The organism is Saccharothrix hoggarensis, assembly GCF_042678885.1.
GTDB lineage: Bacteria > Actinomycetota > Actinomycetes > Mycobacteriales > Pseudonocardiaceae > Actinosynnema > Actinosynnema hoggarensis.
Map to the genome: position 1 here is coordinate 1 of NZ_JBHTLK010000149.1, position 17231 is coordinate 17231.

At 72.3% G+C, this 17231-nt stretch carries 12 protein-coding genes and 2 pseudogenes; 9 read left to right on the forward strand and 5 right to left on the reverse strand.

From position 1 onward, the window contains the following. Window positions 1-213 precede the first annotated feature (213 nt). Window positions 214-1518, forward strand: coding sequence for an MFS transporter (locus ACFQ3T_RS24275; RefSeq protein ID WP_380726195.1), 1305 nt, complete (start codon window positions 214-216; stop codon window positions 1516-1518). A gap of 130 nt (window positions 1519-1648) precedes the next feature. Next, window positions 1649-2439 (forward strand): annotated as a pseudogene (locus tag ACFQ3T_RS24280) (cholesterol oxidase substrate-binding domain-containing protein). A 16-nt stretch (window positions 2440-2455) separates the two neighbouring features. Here the strand turns inward: ACFQ3T_RS24280 and ACFQ3T_RS24285 are convergent. Continuing rightward, window positions 2456-3457 carry an FAD binding domain-containing protein gene (locus ACFQ3T_RS24285; protein ID WP_380726197.1) on the reverse strand — a complete coding sequence of 334 codons (1002 nt, stop codon included), beginning with the start codon at window positions 3455-3457 and terminating at the stop codon, window positions 2456-2458. A 203-nt stretch (window positions 3458-3660) separates the two neighbouring features. Here ACFQ3T_RS24285 and ACFQ3T_RS24290 point away from each other — a divergent pair, with 203 nt between their 5' ends. After that, a complete protein-coding gene (locus ACFQ3T_RS24290; RefSeq protein WP_380726199.1) occupies window positions 3661-5988 on the forward strand; it encodes a glycoside hydrolase family 95 protein in 2328 nt (775 codons plus the stop codon). On the opposite strand, the gene ACFQ3T_RS24295 is transcribed toward ACFQ3T_RS24290, so the two are convergent. Continuing rightward, the gene (locus tag ACFQ3T_RS24295) at window positions 5982-6548 is read right to left on the reverse strand and encodes a DinB family protein (RefSeq protein ID WP_380726201.1); all 567 of its coding nucleotides are present in this window, start codon (window positions 6546-6548) and stop codon (window positions 5982-5984) included. The two genes, ACFQ3T_RS24290 and ACFQ3T_RS24295, sit on opposite strands and share 7 nt — an antisense overlap. A 94-nt stretch (window positions 6549-6642) precedes the next feature. On the opposite strand from ACFQ3T_RS24295, the gene ACFQ3T_RS24300 reads away from it, so the two are divergent. Beyond that, window positions 6643-7014, forward strand: a complete 372-nt coding sequence (locus ACFQ3T_RS24300) for a hypothetical protein (RefSeq protein WP_380726203.1) — start codon at window positions 6643-6645, stop codon at window positions 7012-7014. A 128-nt stretch (window positions 7015-7142) separates the two neighbouring features. Here the strand turns inward: ACFQ3T_RS24300 and ACFQ3T_RS24305 are convergent, their stop codons facing one another. Next, window positions 7143-9152: a cellulase family glycosylhydrolase gene (locus tag ACFQ3T_RS24305; RefSeq protein WP_380726205.1), complete on the reverse strand. Its 2010-nt coding sequence runs from the start codon at window positions 9150-9152 to the stop codon at window positions 7143-7145. Between the two features lie 394 nt (window positions 9153-9546). Between ACFQ3T_RS24305 and ACFQ3T_RS24310 the strand changes: the two genes are divergently transcribed. Further along, window positions 9547-10653 carry an ABC transporter substrate-binding protein gene (locus tag ACFQ3T_RS24310; RefSeq protein WP_380726207.1) on the forward strand — a complete coding sequence of 369 codons (1107 nt, stop codon included), beginning with the start codon at window positions 9547-9549 and terminating at the stop codon, window positions 10651-10653. A gap of 10 nt (window positions 10654-10663) precedes the next feature. Here the strand turns inward: ACFQ3T_RS24310 and ACFQ3T_RS24315 are convergent, their stop codons facing one another. Then, entirely contained in the window at window positions 10664-11134 is a 471-nt protein-coding gene (locus ACFQ3T_RS24315) for an allene oxide cyclase barrel-like domain-containing protein (protein ID WP_380726208.1), read from the reverse strand. A gap of 278 nt (window positions 11135-11412) precedes the next feature. On the opposite strand from ACFQ3T_RS24315, the gene ACFQ3T_RS24320 reads away from it, so the two are divergent. From ACFQ3T_RS24320 to htpG, 3 genes are all read left to right on the forward strand, one after another. Continuing rightward, window positions 11413-12132 carry an SDR family oxidoreductase gene (locus tag ACFQ3T_RS24320; RefSeq protein ID WP_380726210.1) on the forward strand — a complete coding sequence of 240 codons (720 nt, stop codon included), beginning with the start codon at window positions 11413-11415 and terminating at the stop codon, window positions 12130-12132. A 20-nt stretch (window positions 12133-12152) separates the two neighbouring features. Beyond that, the gene (locus ACFQ3T_RS24325; RefSeq protein WP_380726212.1) at window positions 12153-12728 is read left to right on the forward strand and encodes an LOG family protein; all 576 of its coding nucleotides are present in this window, start codon (window positions 12153-12155) and stop codon (window positions 12726-12728) included. 171 nt (window positions 12729-12899) lie between these two features. Continuing rightward, complete coding sequence (gene htpG / locus ACFQ3T_RS24330) at window positions 12900-14786, forward strand: molecular chaperone HtpG (RefSeq protein ID WP_380726214.1); 1887 nt, start codon at window positions 12900-12902, stop codon at window positions 14784-14786. Between the two features lie 78 nt (window positions 14787-14864). Here the strand turns inward: htpG and ACFQ3T_RS24335 are convergent, their stop codons facing one another. After that, the gene (locus ACFQ3T_RS24335) at window positions 14865-16202 is read right to left on the reverse strand and encodes an ABC transporter substrate-binding protein (RefSeq protein ID WP_380726216.1); all 1338 of its coding nucleotides are present in this window, start codon (window positions 16200-16202) and stop codon (window positions 14865-14867) included. Between the two features lie 812 nt (window positions 16203-17014). Here ACFQ3T_RS24335 and ACFQ3T_RS24340 point away from each other — a divergent pair. Next, window positions 17015-17231, forward strand: a pseudogene (locus tag ACFQ3T_RS24340) (endo-1,4-beta-xylanase); the annotation flags it as partial.

Genomic DNA, 17231 nt, shown 5'->3' on the forward strand with positions numbered 1-17231 from the left:
GGCCGGGACGTGCGGCTCGGGACGCGAGGCCGGTTGTGCGCCGGGACGTGCGGCCGGGGTGTGCGCTACGGCGTGCGCCGGGACGTGCGGCCGGGACGTGCGGCGCTGGACGTGCGCGCCTGGCGTGCGGCCCGAGGCCCGCCCGAAGGGTGCGGCTGATCATGCGGCTGAGAGGTCGCGGTGGGGGAGCGGGGTGGACGCGGGGTGGGTGCGGTGCGGGAGGGTCTGCGGGGGAATCGGGACCTGGTGGTGCTGGCGGGCGGGTCGGGGGTGTCGAGCCTCGGCGCGCAGCTCACCCTGATCGGGTTCACCACGGAGTTGGCCGGGCTGGGCGCGTTCGCCGTCGCCGGTCTGTTCGTGGCCGCCGCCCTGGGCGCGGTGGCGGGCGCGCCGCTCGCGGGCTGGGCGGTCGACCGGTTCCGCAACCGCCCGTTGCTCGCCGGCACGGTGTTCGCCCAGGTCCTGCTGCTCGTCGGCCTCCTGCTCGGGCACGCGCACCTGCCGGTCCTGTACGGCCTGATCGCGTTGCTGGGGCTGACCGGCGGCATCGTGCGCACCTGCGGGTCCGTGCTGATCCCGCTGACCACCGGCGAGGACCACGCGATGCGCGGCTACGCCTGGCTGTCGTCGGCGGAGAACACCGGTTCCGTGGCGGGCACCGTGCTGGGCGGCCTGATCGCGGTCGGGCCGGGGATCGAGGCGGCGCTGGTCCTCGACGCGGTGGCCACGTTGGCGCACGTCGTGATGGTGCTGCGCCTGCGCGTGGACCGCGACCCGCGCCAGGACGACGGCGGCCCCGCCGGGCCGACCAGCCCGTGGAGCGGCCTGGTGCTCCTGCGCAGCGACCGGCTGCTGCTCGGTCGGGTGGCGGCGCAGACCGTGGGCGGGGTCGCGGTGGCGATCGCGCTGGTCAACGAGGTCTTCCTGGTGCACGGCCCGGTCGGCGGCAACGACTTCACCTACGGCGTCATGCTCGGCTGCTGGACCGGCGGCACGCTGATCGGCGCGGCGGTGAGCCGCCGCTTCACCACCGCGCGGGCGCTGGTCGCCGCCTTCGCCACCGGCAACCTCGTGCTGGGCGTCGCGTTGGTCGCCCCGGCGCTGGTGCCGCACGCCGTCGTCAACGGGCTGGCGTGGATCGTCGCGGGGGCGTGCGGGGCGGTGCAGAACGTCACGCTGAGCGGGCTGGTGCGGGTCCGGACGCCGGACGCGCTGCGGGGCCGGGTGTTCGCCACGGTCGGCGCGGTGACGGCGGGCGCGGGCACGGTCGGCCTGGTGGCGGCGAGCGCCGTCGTCGGCGGGGCCGGTCCGCGGGGCGCGCTGCTGGTCGCCGCCGCGTTCGCCGCCCTGTCCGGTCTGATGGCGTGGCTCGTCGTCTTCCGCCGCACCCGGATCCCCGCACCGTTCGAGTCCTACGAGCCCGCGGAGGAGCAAGCGGACGGCGCGGCGGACGCCCAGGTCGACGGACCGTCCCGGGTGAAGCCCGCGGCGAACGCGTTGCGGATCGGGACGAAGTAGGGCCGAGCGCTTCCGGGTGCGGCGACGTCACCGACCCCGCGAGCAGCCACGGCGACGACGTGCCCGGCCCGCCGGCACCCCGTGGACAGTTCTTGGACTGAACGCCGTTCGTCCGGTACCGATGGGGCGCATGACCGCGTCCCCGTTCTCCCGCCGGAACTTCCTCGCCGCGTCCGCCGTCGCGTGGCTGCCGGCCGGGGTCGTGACGCCGGGCGACGGCGGGGGCGACCCGCCGCCGGAGTTCCCGCCGGACGTCGACCTGCACCGCCAGGGGTACGAGAACTGGGCGGGGCTGACCGCCACCCTCGCCACCGACCTGTGGGGCGCGTCGAAGAACCTGCTGCTCCACGTCAAGCCGACCACCCTGCGCGACACCGCGAACGGGTGCGCGGTGCTGACCAGCCGGGCCGAGCTACAGCGCGTCGTGAGCGACTTCGCGACGTTCTACCAGGACCTCCTCGCGGCGCACGCGGACCGCGGCCTGTTCCCGTGACGGGGCAGGTGGAGATCCGCGTCGGCGGGCTGGACGACCCGGCGCACGTCGACGTGCCTGGCGCGCGACCGCCCGCGCTGTCGGCCGTGCGGCCCCGCGAGGACCACCCGGAGTGGGACGTCGCCGTGTGGTTCGACGTGCTGACGTTCCCGACCGCGCCCGGCGCGGCGGCGTTCTACCGCGAGCTGGAGCGGTTCTTCCTCACCCGGTACACCGGCGCGTACGCGGCGACCCGCGTCGAGTGGTCCAAGGGCTGGGGCTACACGACCGAGGCGGCGTGGGCCGACCCCGAGGTGCTGACCGCCACCGTCCCCGACTCCTACCGCCAGGGCCCGAACCCGTCGTGGGACGCCGCGCTCGCCACCCTCCACGCGTGCGACCCGCACCGCGTGTTCAGCAACCCGTTCCTCGACGTGCTGCTGCCCTGACCACGCGCGGCGACCGTCATCGCCGCTCGGCGGACACGGCGAGCAGCGCGGACACCATCACGTTCCGGGTCAGCGGAACCTTGAAACCGTTGCCCGCCAACGGTCTCGCCGCCGCCAGCTCCTCCTCCGCCGCGCGTCGGAACGCCTCCTCGCCCGGCGGCGCCCCGTGCAGCACGTCCTCCGCCCGCCGCGCCCGCCACGGCTTGTGCGCCACGCCGCCCAGCGCGATCCGCACGTCGGCCACGACCCCGTCCTCGACCCGCAGCACCACCGCCGCGGACACCAGCGCGAACGCGAACTCCGCCCGGTCCCGGACCTTCAGGTACCCCGACCGCGCGCCCGGCGGCAGCGGCGGCAGGTCGACCGACGTGATCAGGTCCGAGCGGGACAGCACGGTGTCGCGGTGCGGCTCGTCGCCGGGCAGCCGGTGCAGCTCGACCAGCGGGACCGTCCGCCTGCCGTCCGGGCCGAGCACGTGCACCTCGGCGTCGAGCGCGGCCATCGCGACCGCCATGTCGGACGGGTGCGTGGCGACGCAGTGCGCGGACGCGCCCAGGATCGCGTGGTGGCGCGTGCAGCCGCCGAGCGCCGAGCACCCCGTCCCCGGCTCGCGCTTGCCGCACGGGCTCGACAGGTCCCGGAAGTACGCGCACCGGGTGCGTTGCAGCAGGTTGCCGCCGGTCGTGGCGAGGTTGCGGATCTGCGGGGACGCGCCGGACAGCAGCGCCCGCGCCAGCACCGGGTAGTCCCGCCGCACCACCGGGTGCGCCGCCAGGGCGCTGTTGCGCACGGTCGCGCCGATCCGCAGCCCGCCGTCCGGCAGCTCCTCGACCGAGTCCAGCGGCAGCCCCGTGACGTCGACCAGCACCTCCGGCGCGGCCAGGCCCCGCTTCAGGTGGTCGACCAGGTTCGTGCCGCCGGCGATGAACTCGACGCCCGGCCAGGCGGTGGCGGCGACCGCGTCGTCCACGTCGACCGGCCGCCGGTAGTCGAAGCGCGACCGGATCTCACGGTCCACGGCTGCTCCTCCGGCTCGGCGTTCCTCCGGGGCTTCCCGCGCGCCGACCCCGCAATCCACCGTCACGGGTGACACCGACCCATCACACATCCGATGTATCGACGGTCGATCGCCTCGCCTCAGCCTAACGAGCGCCTTGGGGCTTCCCACACTTCGGATGTCTTGTTAGCGTCACCGCGATGGCCCGGCGGTGGAGGAAGCGTATGCGTGCGAGTGCGGACCCCCGGACGCTGACGCTCTGGTACGACGAGCCCGCCACCGACTGGGAGCGCGAGTCGCTGCCCATCGGCAACGGCGCGCTCGGCGGCGGTGTCTTCGGCACGGTGGCGCGCGAGCGCGTCCAGCTCAACGAGAAGACGCTCTGGACGGGCGGGCCCGGCTCGGCGGAGGGCTACGACTTCGGCAACTGGACCGGCCCGCGCCCCGACGCGCTGCGCCACGTCCGGGAGCTGGTAGACCGGGACGGCCGGGCCGCGCCCGAGGTCGTCGCGGACGCATTGGGGCAGCGTCGCCGGGGGTTCGGCGCGTACCAGCCGTTCGGCGAACTCGTGCTGGACCTCGCCGACCCGCCCGCCGAGGTCGCCGACTACCGGCGTGACCTCGACCTGACCCGCGCGGTCGCCTCCGTGTCGTACCGGGCCGACGGCGTGTGGCACCTCAGGGAGTACTTCGCCACCGCCGTCGACGGCGTGATCGTCGCCCGGCTGTCGGCCGACCGTCCCGGCCGGATCGGGTTCACCGCCTCGATCACCGCGCCCGACAACCGCACCAGGACCACCACGGCGAGCGGCGGCCGTTCCACCTCCACCGGCGCGTTGCACGACAACGGGATGCGGTTCGAATCGCAACTCCAAGTGCTCACCGAGGGCGGCACGCGCACCGACCACCCCGACGGCTCGATCACCGTCGCGGGCGCCGACAGCGCGGTCCTCGTGTTCGCGGCCGGCACGGACTACGCCGACGCGTACCCGACCTACCGCGGCCCCGACCCGCACCGGCGCGTGACGGAGACGGTCGACGCCGCGTCCGCGAAGGGCTGGGCACGGCTCCTCGACGCGCACGAGCGCGACTACCGCGAGCTGTTCGACCGCGTCCGGCTCGACCTCGGGCAACGACCGGTGGACGTGCCGACCGACGAGCTCCTGCGCGGTTACGCCACCGCGTCGCCGTCCGACCGGCGCGCCCTGGAAGCCCTGTACTTCCAGTACGGCCGCTACCTGCTGATCTCGTCCTCACGGCAGGGAACGCTGCCCGCGAACCTGCAGGGCGTCTGGAACAACTCGGTGTCGCCGCCGTGGAGCGCCGACTACCACGTGAACATCAACCTCCAGATGAACTACTGGCCCGCCGAGACGACGAACCTCTCCGAGACCACCGCGCCGCTGTTCTCGTTCGTGGACGCGCTGCGCGAACCCGGCGCGGTGACCGCGCGGGAGCTGCACGGTTCCCGCGGCTGGGTCGTCAACAACGAGACGAACCCGTTCGGCTTCACCGGTGTGCACGACTGGGCGACCGCGTTCTGGTTCCCCGAGGCGGGCGCGTGGCTCGCGCAGCACTACTACGAGCACTACCTGTTCACCGGCGACCGCCGGTTCCTGCGCGAGCGGGCGTACCCCGTGATGCGGGAGCTGGCCCGGTTCTGGCTGGACGGGCTCGTCGTCGACCACCGTGACGGCACGCTGGTCGTGTCGCCCGGCTACTCGCCCGAGCACGGCGACTTCTCGGCGGGTCCGGCGATGTCGCAGCAGATCGTCCGGCAGCTGTTCGCCAACGTCGTCTCCACCGCCGACGACGTGGGCGACACGGCGTTCGGGGCGGAGGTGCGCGCGGCGCTCGACCGGCTCGACCCCGGCACGCGGATCGGCTCGTGGGGCCAGTTGCAGGAGTGGAAGGACGACCTGGACGACCCCGGCAACACCCACCGGCACGTGTCGCACCTGTTCGCGCTGTTCCCCGGCAACGCCATCAGCCCGCTCCGGACCCCCGACCTCGCCGCCGCCGCGAAGACCTCGCTCACCGCGCGCGGCGACGGCGGCACCGGGTGGAGCAAGGCGTGGAAGATCAACTTCTGGGCGCGGCTGCTCGACGGCGACCACGCGCACCGGGTGCTGGCCGAGCAGCTGATCGGCAGCACCACCGCGAACCTGTGGGACACGCACCCGCCGTTCCAGCTCGACGGCAACTTCGGGGCGACGTCCGGTGTGGCGGAGATGCTGCTGCAGAGCCAGGACGGCGTGGTGCACGTGCTGCCCGCGTTGCCGGGGGAGTGGCGCGACGGCTCGTGCGCCGGCCTCCGGGCGCGCGGTGACGTCACGGTCGACGTGCGCTGGTCCGGCGGTGTGGCGCGGGAGATCGCACTGGCCACGGGGCAGGACGGTCCCGTCACCGTTCGCGGCCCCCTGTTCCGCGCGGACTTCCGGCTGGTGGACGAGCGGACCGGGCAGCCGGTGCCGGCGAGCGTGGACGGCGACGCGGCCACCTTCACCGCGCGCGCCGGACACCGTTACGTGGCAACGGTCCCGCCCTACTGACCCACCCTCCCGTCGATCCGCTCGCGGAGGAGGTCGGCGTGACCGTTGTGCCGCGCGTACTCCTCGACCAGGTGGACGACCACCTCCCGCAACGGGATCGGCGCGTGGTCAGGGTCGCCGGCGCCGAGGACGTCCAGGTCGGGCGCCTCGGCCACGAACCGCTCGGCGAACGCGACCTCCGCCCGCCAGGTGGCCCACGCGTCCCGCACCACGTCCGGGTCGGCCGTCGCACCGCCGAACGCGACCTCCGCCGACGTGTAGTGCGGCACCACGTCCTCACCGGCCATCACCCGCCGGAACCAGTGCTGCACGACCTCCGCCAGGTGCCGCACGAGCCCGAGCAGCGACAGGTCCGACGGCGGCACGGACCGGCGCGCCAAGCCCTCGGCGTCCAGCCCGGCGCACTTCAGCTCCAACGTCAACCGCTGGTTCCGCAGGTAGCGCGCCAGGGTTTCGCGCTCCCCGGCGTACGGACCACCGGCCTCGCGCGGATCGTCCTCCGGACCGACCCACATGTCCGACCAGCCGAACTCCCGCCGAACCTCGCCGTCACCCGTCATGGGCGCGATCGTCGGCGGGCGGGCGGAAGCGGCGCAACCGGATAAACCCGGCCGCCGGGGCCGGACGCGGCCGGTAGCCTCGGCCGGCAGTTCGATGGCCGAGCTGGGAGGGGCCGCCGCGGCGCACGTCCCGCGGCTGCGGGCGCTGCTCGACCGGCTGGACGACCACGGCTGGGTGCGGCTGCACGTCCCCGAGGCGTTGTGGCACGCCACCGGCGACGCGGACGCCGCGCTGCCGCTCTTGACGGCGGTGTGGCCGGTGAACCCGCACCTCCGCGTCCCGGCTGTCCGCTGCCTGGCCGTCATGGGCCCCGCCGCGGCGCCCGCCGTCCCGCTGCCGCGTGACGAACTGGCCCGCACCCGGCGGCACACGCTGAGGGAGACCGGGTGGAGCAGCGACCAGGTGCGTGCCGACGAGGAGCTGGTGCGGTTGTGCCGGGACGTGCTCGCCGCGATCGGCGGCTGAGCGTTCCACCGCGGGGGCGCGGTCCCGTGGGCGCCGGGAACTGGTGCGGCACCGCCGTCCTCCCCTGGGAATGCGGCCGGGGGGCCGGAGCGTGTGCTCCGGTCCGCCGGGGTTCGCCGCAGGGCAGGTCAGCTGGTCGTGCCGGTGACCGAGGTCCCGGTCCGGGTGACGTGGTAGGTCACCTTCGCGCCGCTCCAGTAGTGGAACGTGAGCGTCACCCGCGCGCCGTCCGCGACCTCGGCGAAGAAGTCCGACGTCAGGGTCGTCACGTTCGTGGTGTAGTTCGGCGCGAACGCCCGGTCGAACTCCTTGTACGACGTCCAGTTGTGCGGTCCGGCGTTGCTGCCGTCCGCGTACTTGGCCTCCATCGTGGCGAGCTGGTCGCCGCGGAACGCGGTCGGGATGGCGAACGCGCTGGTCGTGCCGGTCGCGTTCTGCAGGACCGGCGTGTCGTGGGTGATCAGGTTGATCCGCCACGGCACGCCCTGCGAGAACCGCGCGGACAGCGTCGCGTTGGTGCCGTACGCCCGCGATCCGCTCAACCGGGTGATCGCGGACGCGGTGATCGTCAGCTGGTCGCCCGTGACGGTGTAGTCGGTGCCGCGCACCAGGTCCGTCGTGCCGTGGCGCAGGCCGAGGAACGACGTGCCGTTCAGGTTGAGCGTGAGCGACTTGTCGGTGATCGCCGACGACCGGGCGCTGAACACCTGGTCCGACGACGCCGTGCCGGACCGGGTCGTCCAGCTCGACTTGATCTGCGCGAACAGCTCCGGGTCGCTCCACTGGAACGACGTGCGGCCGAAGTGCTGGCCGTTGTCCCACAGCATGGTGGTGATCTTCTTGGCGCGGGCGTAGTGGCCGAGGAACTCGAAGAACTTCAGCTTCTCGCCCTGCTGGATGGTGCCGGTGTGCCGGTCGAAGCCGAGCAGGCCGTACTCGCCGATGATGACCGGGATGCCCTTCGCCACGAGCGAGTCGTGCACGCGGTCGAACGAGTCGGTCAGGTCCTTCTGGGCGACGGCGTCGAACCGCGTGCCGCCCGCCACGTTCACGCTGAACGGCCAGTAGCCGTAGAAGTGGACCGTCGCGATGATCCGCGGGTCCTTCAGCGCGGTGAGCGTGGTGGTCAGCTCGTCGATGCGGGCCTGGTCGGCCGACGTGTGCAGGGTCGGCAGCACCAGCAGGCGGGTCGCGTTGGCGCCGCCGGACCGGCGCACGATGCCGTGGAACGACGTGTTCAGCTCGTGCAGCAGCTCGGCGTTCTGCGCGGCGCCGGAGCTGTTGCTGAACTGCGGCTCGTTGACGCTCTCCAGCACCAGCTTCGGCGACGAGTCGCGGAACGTCGTCGCGATCTGCGTCCACGCGGCGTTGTAGCGGGCGAGCACGCCGGCGCGGTCGGCGGGCATGTTCGCGATCCACTGCCACGAGTCGTGGTGGATGTTCACCATCACGTAGAAGCCGTCCGCCAACGCCCAGTCGACGACCTCCTTGACGCGCGCCATGTACGCCGGGTCGATGGTGTAGCCCGGAGCGGGCCCCTGGTGCTGGCCCCACGTCACCGGGATGCGGATGCTGTTGAAGCCCTGCGCGCGGATGTTGTCGAGCAGCGCGGCGGTGACGCGCGGGTTGCCCCACGACGTCTCGTCGCTGCCGGTGGCGTCGAGCGAGTTGCCGAGGTTCCAGCCGGGCTGCATGGCGGCGGTCGCCGCCATCGCGTCATCGGTCGGCGGGGGAGTGGTGGTGGTCGTCGTGGTGGTGGTCGCGGTGCCGCCGGTGCACGTGACACCGTTGAGCGCGAACGACGTGGGCGCGGTGTTGCTGCCCGTCCACGAGCCGTTGAAGCCGAACGACACCGTGCCGTTGGTGGCGATGTTGGCGTTGTAGCTCGCGTTGGTCGCGGTGACCTGGCTGCCCGACGTGGTGACCGTGGCGTTCCACGCCTGGGTGACGGTCTGGCCGGACGGGAACGCCCAGGTCAGCCGCCAGCCGCTGACGGGGTCGCCGAGGTTCGTCACGGCGACGTTGCCGGTGAAGCCGCCCTGCCACTGGCTCGGGACGGAGTACACCACCTTGCAGCCCGCGGCCGCCTCGGCGTTCGTCACGGCGACAACGCCCATGCCCGCGAGCAACGTGGCCATTCCGCTCGCCAGCAGTCCCACCCGCCGACGAATCTTTCTCAACCTGCCACGAACATCGGACATGACGCTCCTCGTTGATCGCCGGCGGCAGCGGAAGGGGAGGGAACCGGGCGCGAACAGGCGCGGCGACGTGTTCCCGCGCTGCCTCGCCATGATGTTGACGGCACGGGATGGGCAAGGCAAGAGTTTCGACGCTGATCGACGGTCCACGCGACACGGCAATGCGGACTTCGCGTATCCATTCGAATTGTTCGACGGGAATTCGGCGCGGCGTTCGACGGGATCGTCGAACGCGTTCGACGATCCCGTGGTCGAAGCCGGGTGGGCCGACCGCCGGCCTGCGGACCGGGGGTTCGCCCGATCGTGGAACCGGGGATGTGGATAGGTTGCCGCCGTGCCCCGCCCCATGATCGGGGTCGTCCTCGCGGCGACCGGGAGGTTGGCGCCGCTCGGCGCCCCGTTGGAGTTCGTCGCGCGCGCCCTGCCGTGGCCCGCGGACGTGGTGCTGCGGGACAGCGGCTCGACCGCCGAGGGCGCCCGCGCGGCGACCTTGTCGCTGGTCGAGGCCGGGGTGCGGGTCGTGGTGACGTTGGGCGGCACGGCGACGCTGCCCGCCGTCGTGGACGCCTGCGCCGAGCACGAGGTGCCGTGCGTGTCCACGACGCTGCCGTGGCAGGTGTTCGCCTCCGACCGGCGGCGACCGGGCTGGGCGTTCCACTTCTGCTGGGGCGTGGACGACATCGCGTCCGTGTTCGCGGACCTGTGGGAGCACCTGGGCCCGGCGCGCGTGGTCGGGTGCGTGTGGAACGACGGCACGCAGGGCGCGGCGCTGCGGCGGTGGTTCCGGCCGGTGGCCGCCGCGCGCGGGCACGCGCTGGTCGACCTGCCGTACCGGGAGTCCAGCGGCGTGGTGCCGGAGGTCGGCGACGTCGAGGTGGTCACCAGCGCCGCGACCGCCGCCGACCTCGCCGCGGTGGTGCGCGCCCGGCGACCCCGGCTGGTGACGTGCTCGCGCTGGCTGACCTACCCGTTCGGCGTGGCCCGGCACGGGCTGGACGGCGTGGCGACGATCGTGTCGTGGACGCCGGAGCACGACCACGTCGGCGGCGGGCGCACGCCGCGCGACCTCGTGCGCGCGTACGAGGAGGCCACCGGCTCGCCCTGGCTGCAACCGCTGGGGCTGGCCCACGCGCTGTTCGAGGTGGCGACGCACGCCGTGGGCGCGGCGGACTCGACCACGTCGGTCCGCGAGGTGCTGGCGACCACCCGGTTGGCGACGATGGCCGGGGTGCTGGACTGGACCCGCGGCCCCGCGCCCGGCGTGGCGACCATCCCGTTGGCGGGCGGCCAGTGGCGCGACGGCGACCGACGTGACGGCGACAACCGCGATGGCGGCAGGCGTGAGGGCGACCGACGTGACGGCGGCCGGCCGTCGCTCGTGGTCGTGGACAACCGCCGGTCACCGCTCGTGCCGGTGACCGGCGAACTCCGGGTCGGCTGAGCCGTCCCGCTCAGCCGTCGGTGATCGTGAAGGTGAACTCGTACGCCACGTCCGCCGAGTCGGAGCGCACCGCCTTGCCCTCGCCGCGCGCGTTGGCGTAGGCGCCGGTGCCGCCGGTGATCGCCATCGTCGCGTCGCCGAAACCGGCCGCGATGCTCTTGTACGTGCGCATGCCGGAGAGGTGCAGTTCGCCGTCGGCCAGGCGGAACGTGGACGTGCAGTGCGTGGTCACCGCGGGCGGCACGTCCACCGTCACCTTCACCACGCCGCAGTGCGAATGGCCCTCGCCGACCCGCGTCGTGCCGTCGGCCGCGAACAGGTCGCCGCCGCTGACGAAACCACCGCCGACCGCGGGCGCCGCGGGCGCGGACATGAGGCCCCGCTTGGCGACCACCTCCACCGTCGCCTCGTCGGTGCGGACGTGGTCGGCGCCCAGGAGACCACCCGCGAGGGCGAGGACGAGCCAAGGTCGGACCTGCACAACACACCTCCGTGAACAGCGGATCACACACCGTCATGTGGACGATAGTGCGCGGGCGCGGTTACCTGGGATCGTTCGATGGCGTGCCACTGAAGGCTGAACGCGGGACATTTCCGGTGTTTCCGCTGCACACAGCGCCACATTTCCGGCGGTCAACTCCACCAAGGGCGGAAAATGCGAATCAAGAGTGTGAACAAATCACGGATGTGAACAATCCTGCGCATTATTGGGCCGACGAGCGGATCGACCCGGCCGGAACCCGCTGATAAGACCTTGGCATGACGAGAACAGCAGTCGTGACCGGGGGTGGGACGGGCATCGGCAGGGCGGTGGCCGCCGACCTCGTGAAGCAGGGCCTCGACGTCGTGGTCACCGGTCGGCGGGCCGACGTGCTCGCCGCCGCGGCGGCCGAGATCGGCGCGCGGGCGGTGTCCTTCGACGCCGCCGACCCGGCGGCCGTCCAGGCGGCGTTGGCGGACCTGCCCGAGCGGGTGGACGTGCTGGTCAACAACGCGGGCGGCAACGTGGCGCGCCGCCGTCCCGCGCCGGACGGCCTGGCGGACGTGCGGGAGCTGTGGCTGGCGAACTTCGAGGCCAACGTGCTCAGCGCCGTGCTGGTCACCACGGCGCTGGAACCCCGGCTCGCCGACGACGCCAGGGTGGTCACGATCGGCTCCATCGCGGCCCGCCGCGGTTCCGGCAGCTACGGCGCGGCCAAGGCGGCGGTCGAGGCGTGGACCGCGGACCTCGCGTTCTCGCTGGGCGGGCGCGGCATCACGGTCAACGTCGTCTCGCCGGGCGTCACCGAGGAGACGGAGTTCTTCGGCGGCCCGCTCTCCGGGGAACGGCGGCGCAAGCTGGTCGGGCAGCCCGCGAACGGCCGCGCCGGCAAGCCCGCCGACGTGGCCGCCGCCGTGGTGTTCCTGACCTCGCCGGAGGCCGGCCACGTCACCGGGCAGGTCCTCGGCGTCAACGGGGGCGCCGGGCTCGGCCGCTGACCCGCCCCTACCGTGTCCGCATGAGGGTGTGCGTGTTCTGCGGCTCGTCCAGCGGGCGGGTGCGGCATGTGGAGGTGGCGGCACAGGTCGGCCGCACGCTGGCCGAGCAGGGGATCGAGGTCGTGTACGGCGGCGGCCGGGTCGGCACGATGGGCGCGCTCGCCGACAGCGCGCTGTCGGCGGGTGGGTCGGTGGTCGGCGTGGTCCCGCGCAGCCTGGTCGGGTGGGAGGTCGCGCACCAGGGGCTGACCAGGCTGCACGTGGTCGAGTCGATGCACGAGCGCAAGGCGTTGATGGCGGAGTCGGCCGACGCGTTCATCACGCTGCCGGGCGGCGCGGGCACGTTGGAGGAGTTCTTCGAGGTCTGGACGTGGGCGCAGCTGGGCCTGCACGCCAAACCGGTCGCCCTGCTCGACGTGGACGGCTACTTCACGCACCTGCTCCGGATGGTCGACCACATGGTCGAGGAGGGGTTCCTGAAGCCGCCGTACCGCGACATGCTGCTGGTCGACGACGACCTGGGCCGCCTCCTCGACCGCTGCCGCGCCTACCGGCCGCCCACCTACACCTGGTCCGACGACGCCCCGCGGCCGTAGCGCGGCGGCCGGACCCCGCGTGGCGAGCCCCGCGTGCCGAGCCCTTCCGCGGTCCGCACGTCGTCCGGAAGACGCACCCGGCCGAGCACGGACGTGAGGCGTGCGCGGGTTGGGCGTCGTGGGTCGGAGAATGGATACGATCACAGGTCGGACGAACGTCGGCCCGATCGGATGGAAAGGAAGAACGTGGAAACGCTGGAGTTCCAGTCAGAGGCGCGTCAGCTGCTCCGGCTGATGATCCACTCGGTGTACTCGAACAAGGACACGTTCCTGCGCGAGCTCGTGTCCAACGCCTCCGACGCGTTGGACAAGCTGAGGTTGGAGACGTTCCGCGACAAGGACCTGGTCGCGGACACGTCGGACCTCCACATCGCGATCGAGGTCGACCGGGCGGAGCGGACCCTCACGATCCGGGACAACGGCATCGGCATGACCCGCGACGACGTGATCGGCCTGATCGGCACGATCGCGAAGTCCGGCACGGCGGAGTTCCTCCAGAAGCTGAAGGAGAGCCAGGACGCCGCCTCGCAGGACCTGATCGGCCAGTTCGGCATCGGCTTCTACTCGTCGTTCATGGTCGCCGACAAGGTCACGCTCGTGACCAGGCACCCGCGGTCCGCCGAGGGCGTCCGGTGGGAGTCCACCGGCGAGGGCACCTACACGATCGAGGACGTCGCCGACGCGCCGCAGGGCACCGCCGTCACCCTCCACCTCAAGCCGGCCGACGCCGAGGACCACCTCGCCGACTACACGTCCACCGCCAAGATCACCGAGATCGTCAAGCGCTACGCGGACTTCATCACCTGGCCGATCCGGATGGCCGCGGGCGAGGGCGACGACGCCGAGCCCCAGACGATCAACTCGCGCAAGGCGCTGTGGGCGCGGCCCGCCTCCGACGTCAGCGAGGACGAGTACGCCGAGTTCTACCGGCACGTCAGCCACGACTGGAACAAGCCGCTCGAGACGATCCGCATGCACGGCGAGGGCGTCTTCGAGTACCAGGCGCTGCTGTTCATCCCGTCGCAGGCCCCGCTCGACCTCTTCATGCGCGAGCGCAAGCGCGGCGTGCAGCTCTACGTCAAGCGCGTCTTCATCATGGACGACTGCGAAGAGCTGATGCCGGAGTACCTCCGGTTCGTCAAGGGTGTCGTGGACGCGCACGACCTGTCGCTCAACGTGTCGCGCGAGCTGCTCCAGCACGACCGCCAGATCCAGCTCGTGCGCCGCCGCCTGGTGAAGAAGGTCCTGTCGACCGTCAAGTCGCTGATGGCGGACAAGCCCGAGTCGTACGCCACGTTCTGGCGCGAGTTCGGCGCCGCGGTCAAGGAGGGCCTGCTCAGCGACCCCGAGAACCGCGACGCGATCCTGGACGTCGCCTCGTTCGCGTCCACGCACGACGCCGAGGAGCCGACCACGCTCGCCGCGTACGTCGAGCGGATGAAGGACGACCAGCAGCACGTCTACTACATGACCGGCGACTCGCGGGCCACCGTGGAGAACTCGCCGCACCTGGAAGCGCTGCGCGCCAAGGGCTTCGAGGTGCTGATCCTCACCGACCCGATCGACGAGATGTGGGTCGACGCCGTGCCGGGGTACGGCGGCAAGACGTTCCAGTCGATCGCCAAGGGCCAGGTCGACCTGGAGACGGAGGAGGAGAAGGCGCAGGCCGAGGAGCGGCAGAAGGACTTCGCCGACCTGCTGGCGTGGATGACCACCGCGCTCGGCGACAAGGTGAAGGAGGTGCGGCTGTCGTCGCGCCTGACCACCTCGCCCGCGTGCGTCGTCGGCGACGCCCACGACCTGACCCCGACCCTGGAGAAGATGTACCGGGCGATGGGGCAGGAGCTGCCGCCGGTCAAGCGCATCCTCGAGCTGAACCCGGACCACCCGCTGGTCGCCGGCCTGCACAAGGCGTTCTCCTCCCGCGAGGACCACGGCGGGCTGGCGGAGTCGGCCGAGCTGCTGCACGGCATGGCGCTGCTGGCCGAGGGCGGAGACCTGCCCGACCCGGCCCGGTTCGTCCGGCTGCTGTCCGAACACCTGGAGCGCGCGCTGTGACGTCCGGGGCGTGAACGTCGAGGGCTCCCGGTCGACGTGACCGGGAGCCCTCGACCCCTCGTGGCACCCCGCGCGGTCCTAGGACCCGATCGTCAGGCCCTGCCTCCTGCCGTACTCGACGGACGCCTCCTGCCAGCTGCTCAACCCGTCGTACAGGGAGGTGCCCGAGGTGTACGCCTTGCCGGCGGTGTCGGCGAAGATGCTGTTGGCGTACACCTGGAACGGCAGGTACGACCAGCCCTTCACGACGTTGCGCGCCTCCTGGGCGAAGATCGCGTTCGCCTTCTGGCCGCCGAAGTAGGGGAACTCGGCGCCCAGGAACTCCGGGGACGACAGCTCGGCGGTGGTGGCCGGGAACGCGCCGCCGGCCACGCGCAGCCCCACGCCGTCTTCCAGGGTGGCGTACCTGAGGAACGCGTAGGCCAACGCCTTGTTGTCGCTCGCGGCCGGGATGGACAGCGCGCTGCCGCCGTTCTCCGCGCCGGCCTTGTCGCCCGCGTCCCACTGGGGCAGCGGCGCCACGCGCCACTTGCCCGCGCCCGACTCGACGCCCGACTGCAGGTTGGCCGGCATCCACGCGCCGGTCACCAGCGTGGCGATGCGGCCGGAACCCAGGGCCTCGAACCACTCGTCGCTCCACGACGCCACGGGCGCCACCAGCTTCTCGCTGATGAGCTGCTGCCACAGCTGGGTGTAGCGCTCGACGCCGGGGTCGTCGGCCAGGTCGATCCGCACCTTGGCGCCGTCGACCCGGAACGGCCTGCCGCCCGCCTGCCAGATCATGCTGGTCGTGAAGCCCGCGTCACCGGTGTCGTTGGTGATGAAGACGTCCGGGTCCGCCGCGTGCAGCGCGCGGGCGGCCGCGACGTACTCGGCCCAGGTCTTGGGCACCGCGACGTCGTGCTCGTCGAACAGCTCCTCGTTGTAGAACAACGCCATCGGGCCCGAGTCCATCGGCAGGCCGTGGAGGCCGCCTCCGGTCTGGACCGACGACCGCGGGCCCGGTGTGAACTCGCCGACGAGCTTGTCCGCCTCGAACGACGTCAGGTCGGTCACCGACCTGGCCAGCGCGAACTGCGGCAGCGCGTAGTACTCGACCTGCGCCACGTCCGGCACGCCCGAGCCGGCCGCGATCGCGTCCTGGAGGGCGGTGTACTGGTCGTTGCCGGTGCCCGCGTTCCGCAGCTCCACCTCCACCCTCGGGTACTTCGCCTCGAACCCGGCGACGACCTCCTCCAGCGTCGGCTCCCACGCCCACACCTCGATCGTGCCGCCCGCGTCCAGCGCGGCCTGGACGTCCGCGGCGGTGAACCGCTGCGGCGCGGCCCCGGTGTCGTCGGAGCCGCAGGCGGCGAGGACGAGCGCGAGCGCGCCGGAGACGGCGGTGAGCACGGTGCGACGGCGGTGTCTGATCACGGCGGGACCTTCTCGGAGGCGGGAGCTTGTCGGTGGAACCCGGAGGAGCACCCGGCCGGTCGCACCCACCCACCGTCCCTGGATCGCAGGTCGCGGGGTGCACTGCGCTGCTCACTCGCGCCGCGTGGGCGCTACCGGTGCTCCTCGGCGTGGTTGCGCAAACATCACCGGCTGTGATCGCGGGCGGCGGGTGGGGCGGCGGAAGACCGGTGGTGACCGACGAAGATGTTTACGCAAACATTTCGGGCGCAATGGTGGCAGTGCGATGCTGTGGCGTCAAGGTTCCGCGTGGAAGCGGGTTGTCATCACCTTGGTAGGAGTTCCGCGGTGGCGGTGGCGGTAATGCGCCGAGGATGAATGCCGACTGCGTCATCTGTCGTAGTCGAGGTGTGTCACACGGCGTCTTCCGCGATGAGCCCGCATCTGCGTAACCGAAACTTGCGAATTGTTTGCGTAGCCTTTCGGGGCCGCTTCTGTGTCGTGTGGACGGTTGCGCGCCCGTGCGCGCCGATGGCCGGAACGTGCGCGTCGTCGCATCTCAACTGGGGTTTCTTGCGCGCCTGCGCCGTCGGCGGCCGGGTGGGCGTCACGCCGAGTGAGTGCTCCGGCTGGACGTCGGGATTGTGACGGACGCGCCAGGTCGGTCGAGCAGGCGCAATTTCGGTGCTTGCCAGACCGATCTGTTTCGGTTGATACTGCTAAAAGTTTCAGGCCGGACAACTCCACGTTGACCCCGATCGAGCCGCCTTCTCGGTCACCGGGTCCAGCCCTCCACCCGCGAAGCGGCGGGTGCTCGCAGAAGGTGCCACCAGATGAAACTGACATCGAGGTCAGTGTCACGAGCCGTGCTCGTGTCGGCGGTCGTGACCGCCACGGCGAGCGCGGCGGTTCTCGTCGCGACGACGTCCGCGAACGCCGCCACCACGCTCGGCGCGTCGGCGGCGCAGAGCGGCCGGTACTTCGGCACGGCCGTGGCCGCGAACAAGTTGGGCGACGCGACGTACGTCGGGATTCTCAACCGTGAGTTCG

Excerpts from the sequence above, each read along its gene's own strand:
- ACFQ3T_RS24290 (WP_380726199.1), top strand. The coding sequence starts at position 3,661 with ATGCGTGCGAGTGCGGACCCCCGGACGCTGACGCTCTGGTACGACGAG.
- ACFQ3T_RS24295 (WP_380726201.1), bottom strand. The coding sequence starts at position 6,548 with ATGACGGGTGACGGCGAGGTTCGGCGGGAGTTCGGCTGGTCGGACATG.
- ACFQ3T_RS24300 (WP_380726203.1), top strand. The coding sequence starts at position 6,643 with ATGGCCGAGCTGGGAGGGGCCGCCGCGGCGCACGTCCCGCGGCTGCGG.
- ACFQ3T_RS24305 (WP_380726205.1), bottom strand. The coding sequence starts at position 9,152 with ATGGCCACGTTGCTCGCGGGCATGGGCGTTGTCGCCGTGACGAACGCC.
- ACFQ3T_RS24320 (WP_380726210.1), top strand. The coding sequence starts at position 11,413 with ATGACGAGAACAGCAGTCGTGACCGGGGGTGGGACGGGCATCGGCAGG.
- ACFQ3T_RS24325 (WP_380726212.1), top strand. The coding sequence starts at position 12,153 with ATGAGGGTGTGCGTGTTCTGCGGCTCGTCCAGCGGGCGGGTGCGGCAT.
- htpG (WP_380726214.1), top strand. The coding sequence starts at position 12,900 with ATGGAAAGGAAGAACGTGGAAACGCTGGAGTTCCAGTCAGAGGCGCGT.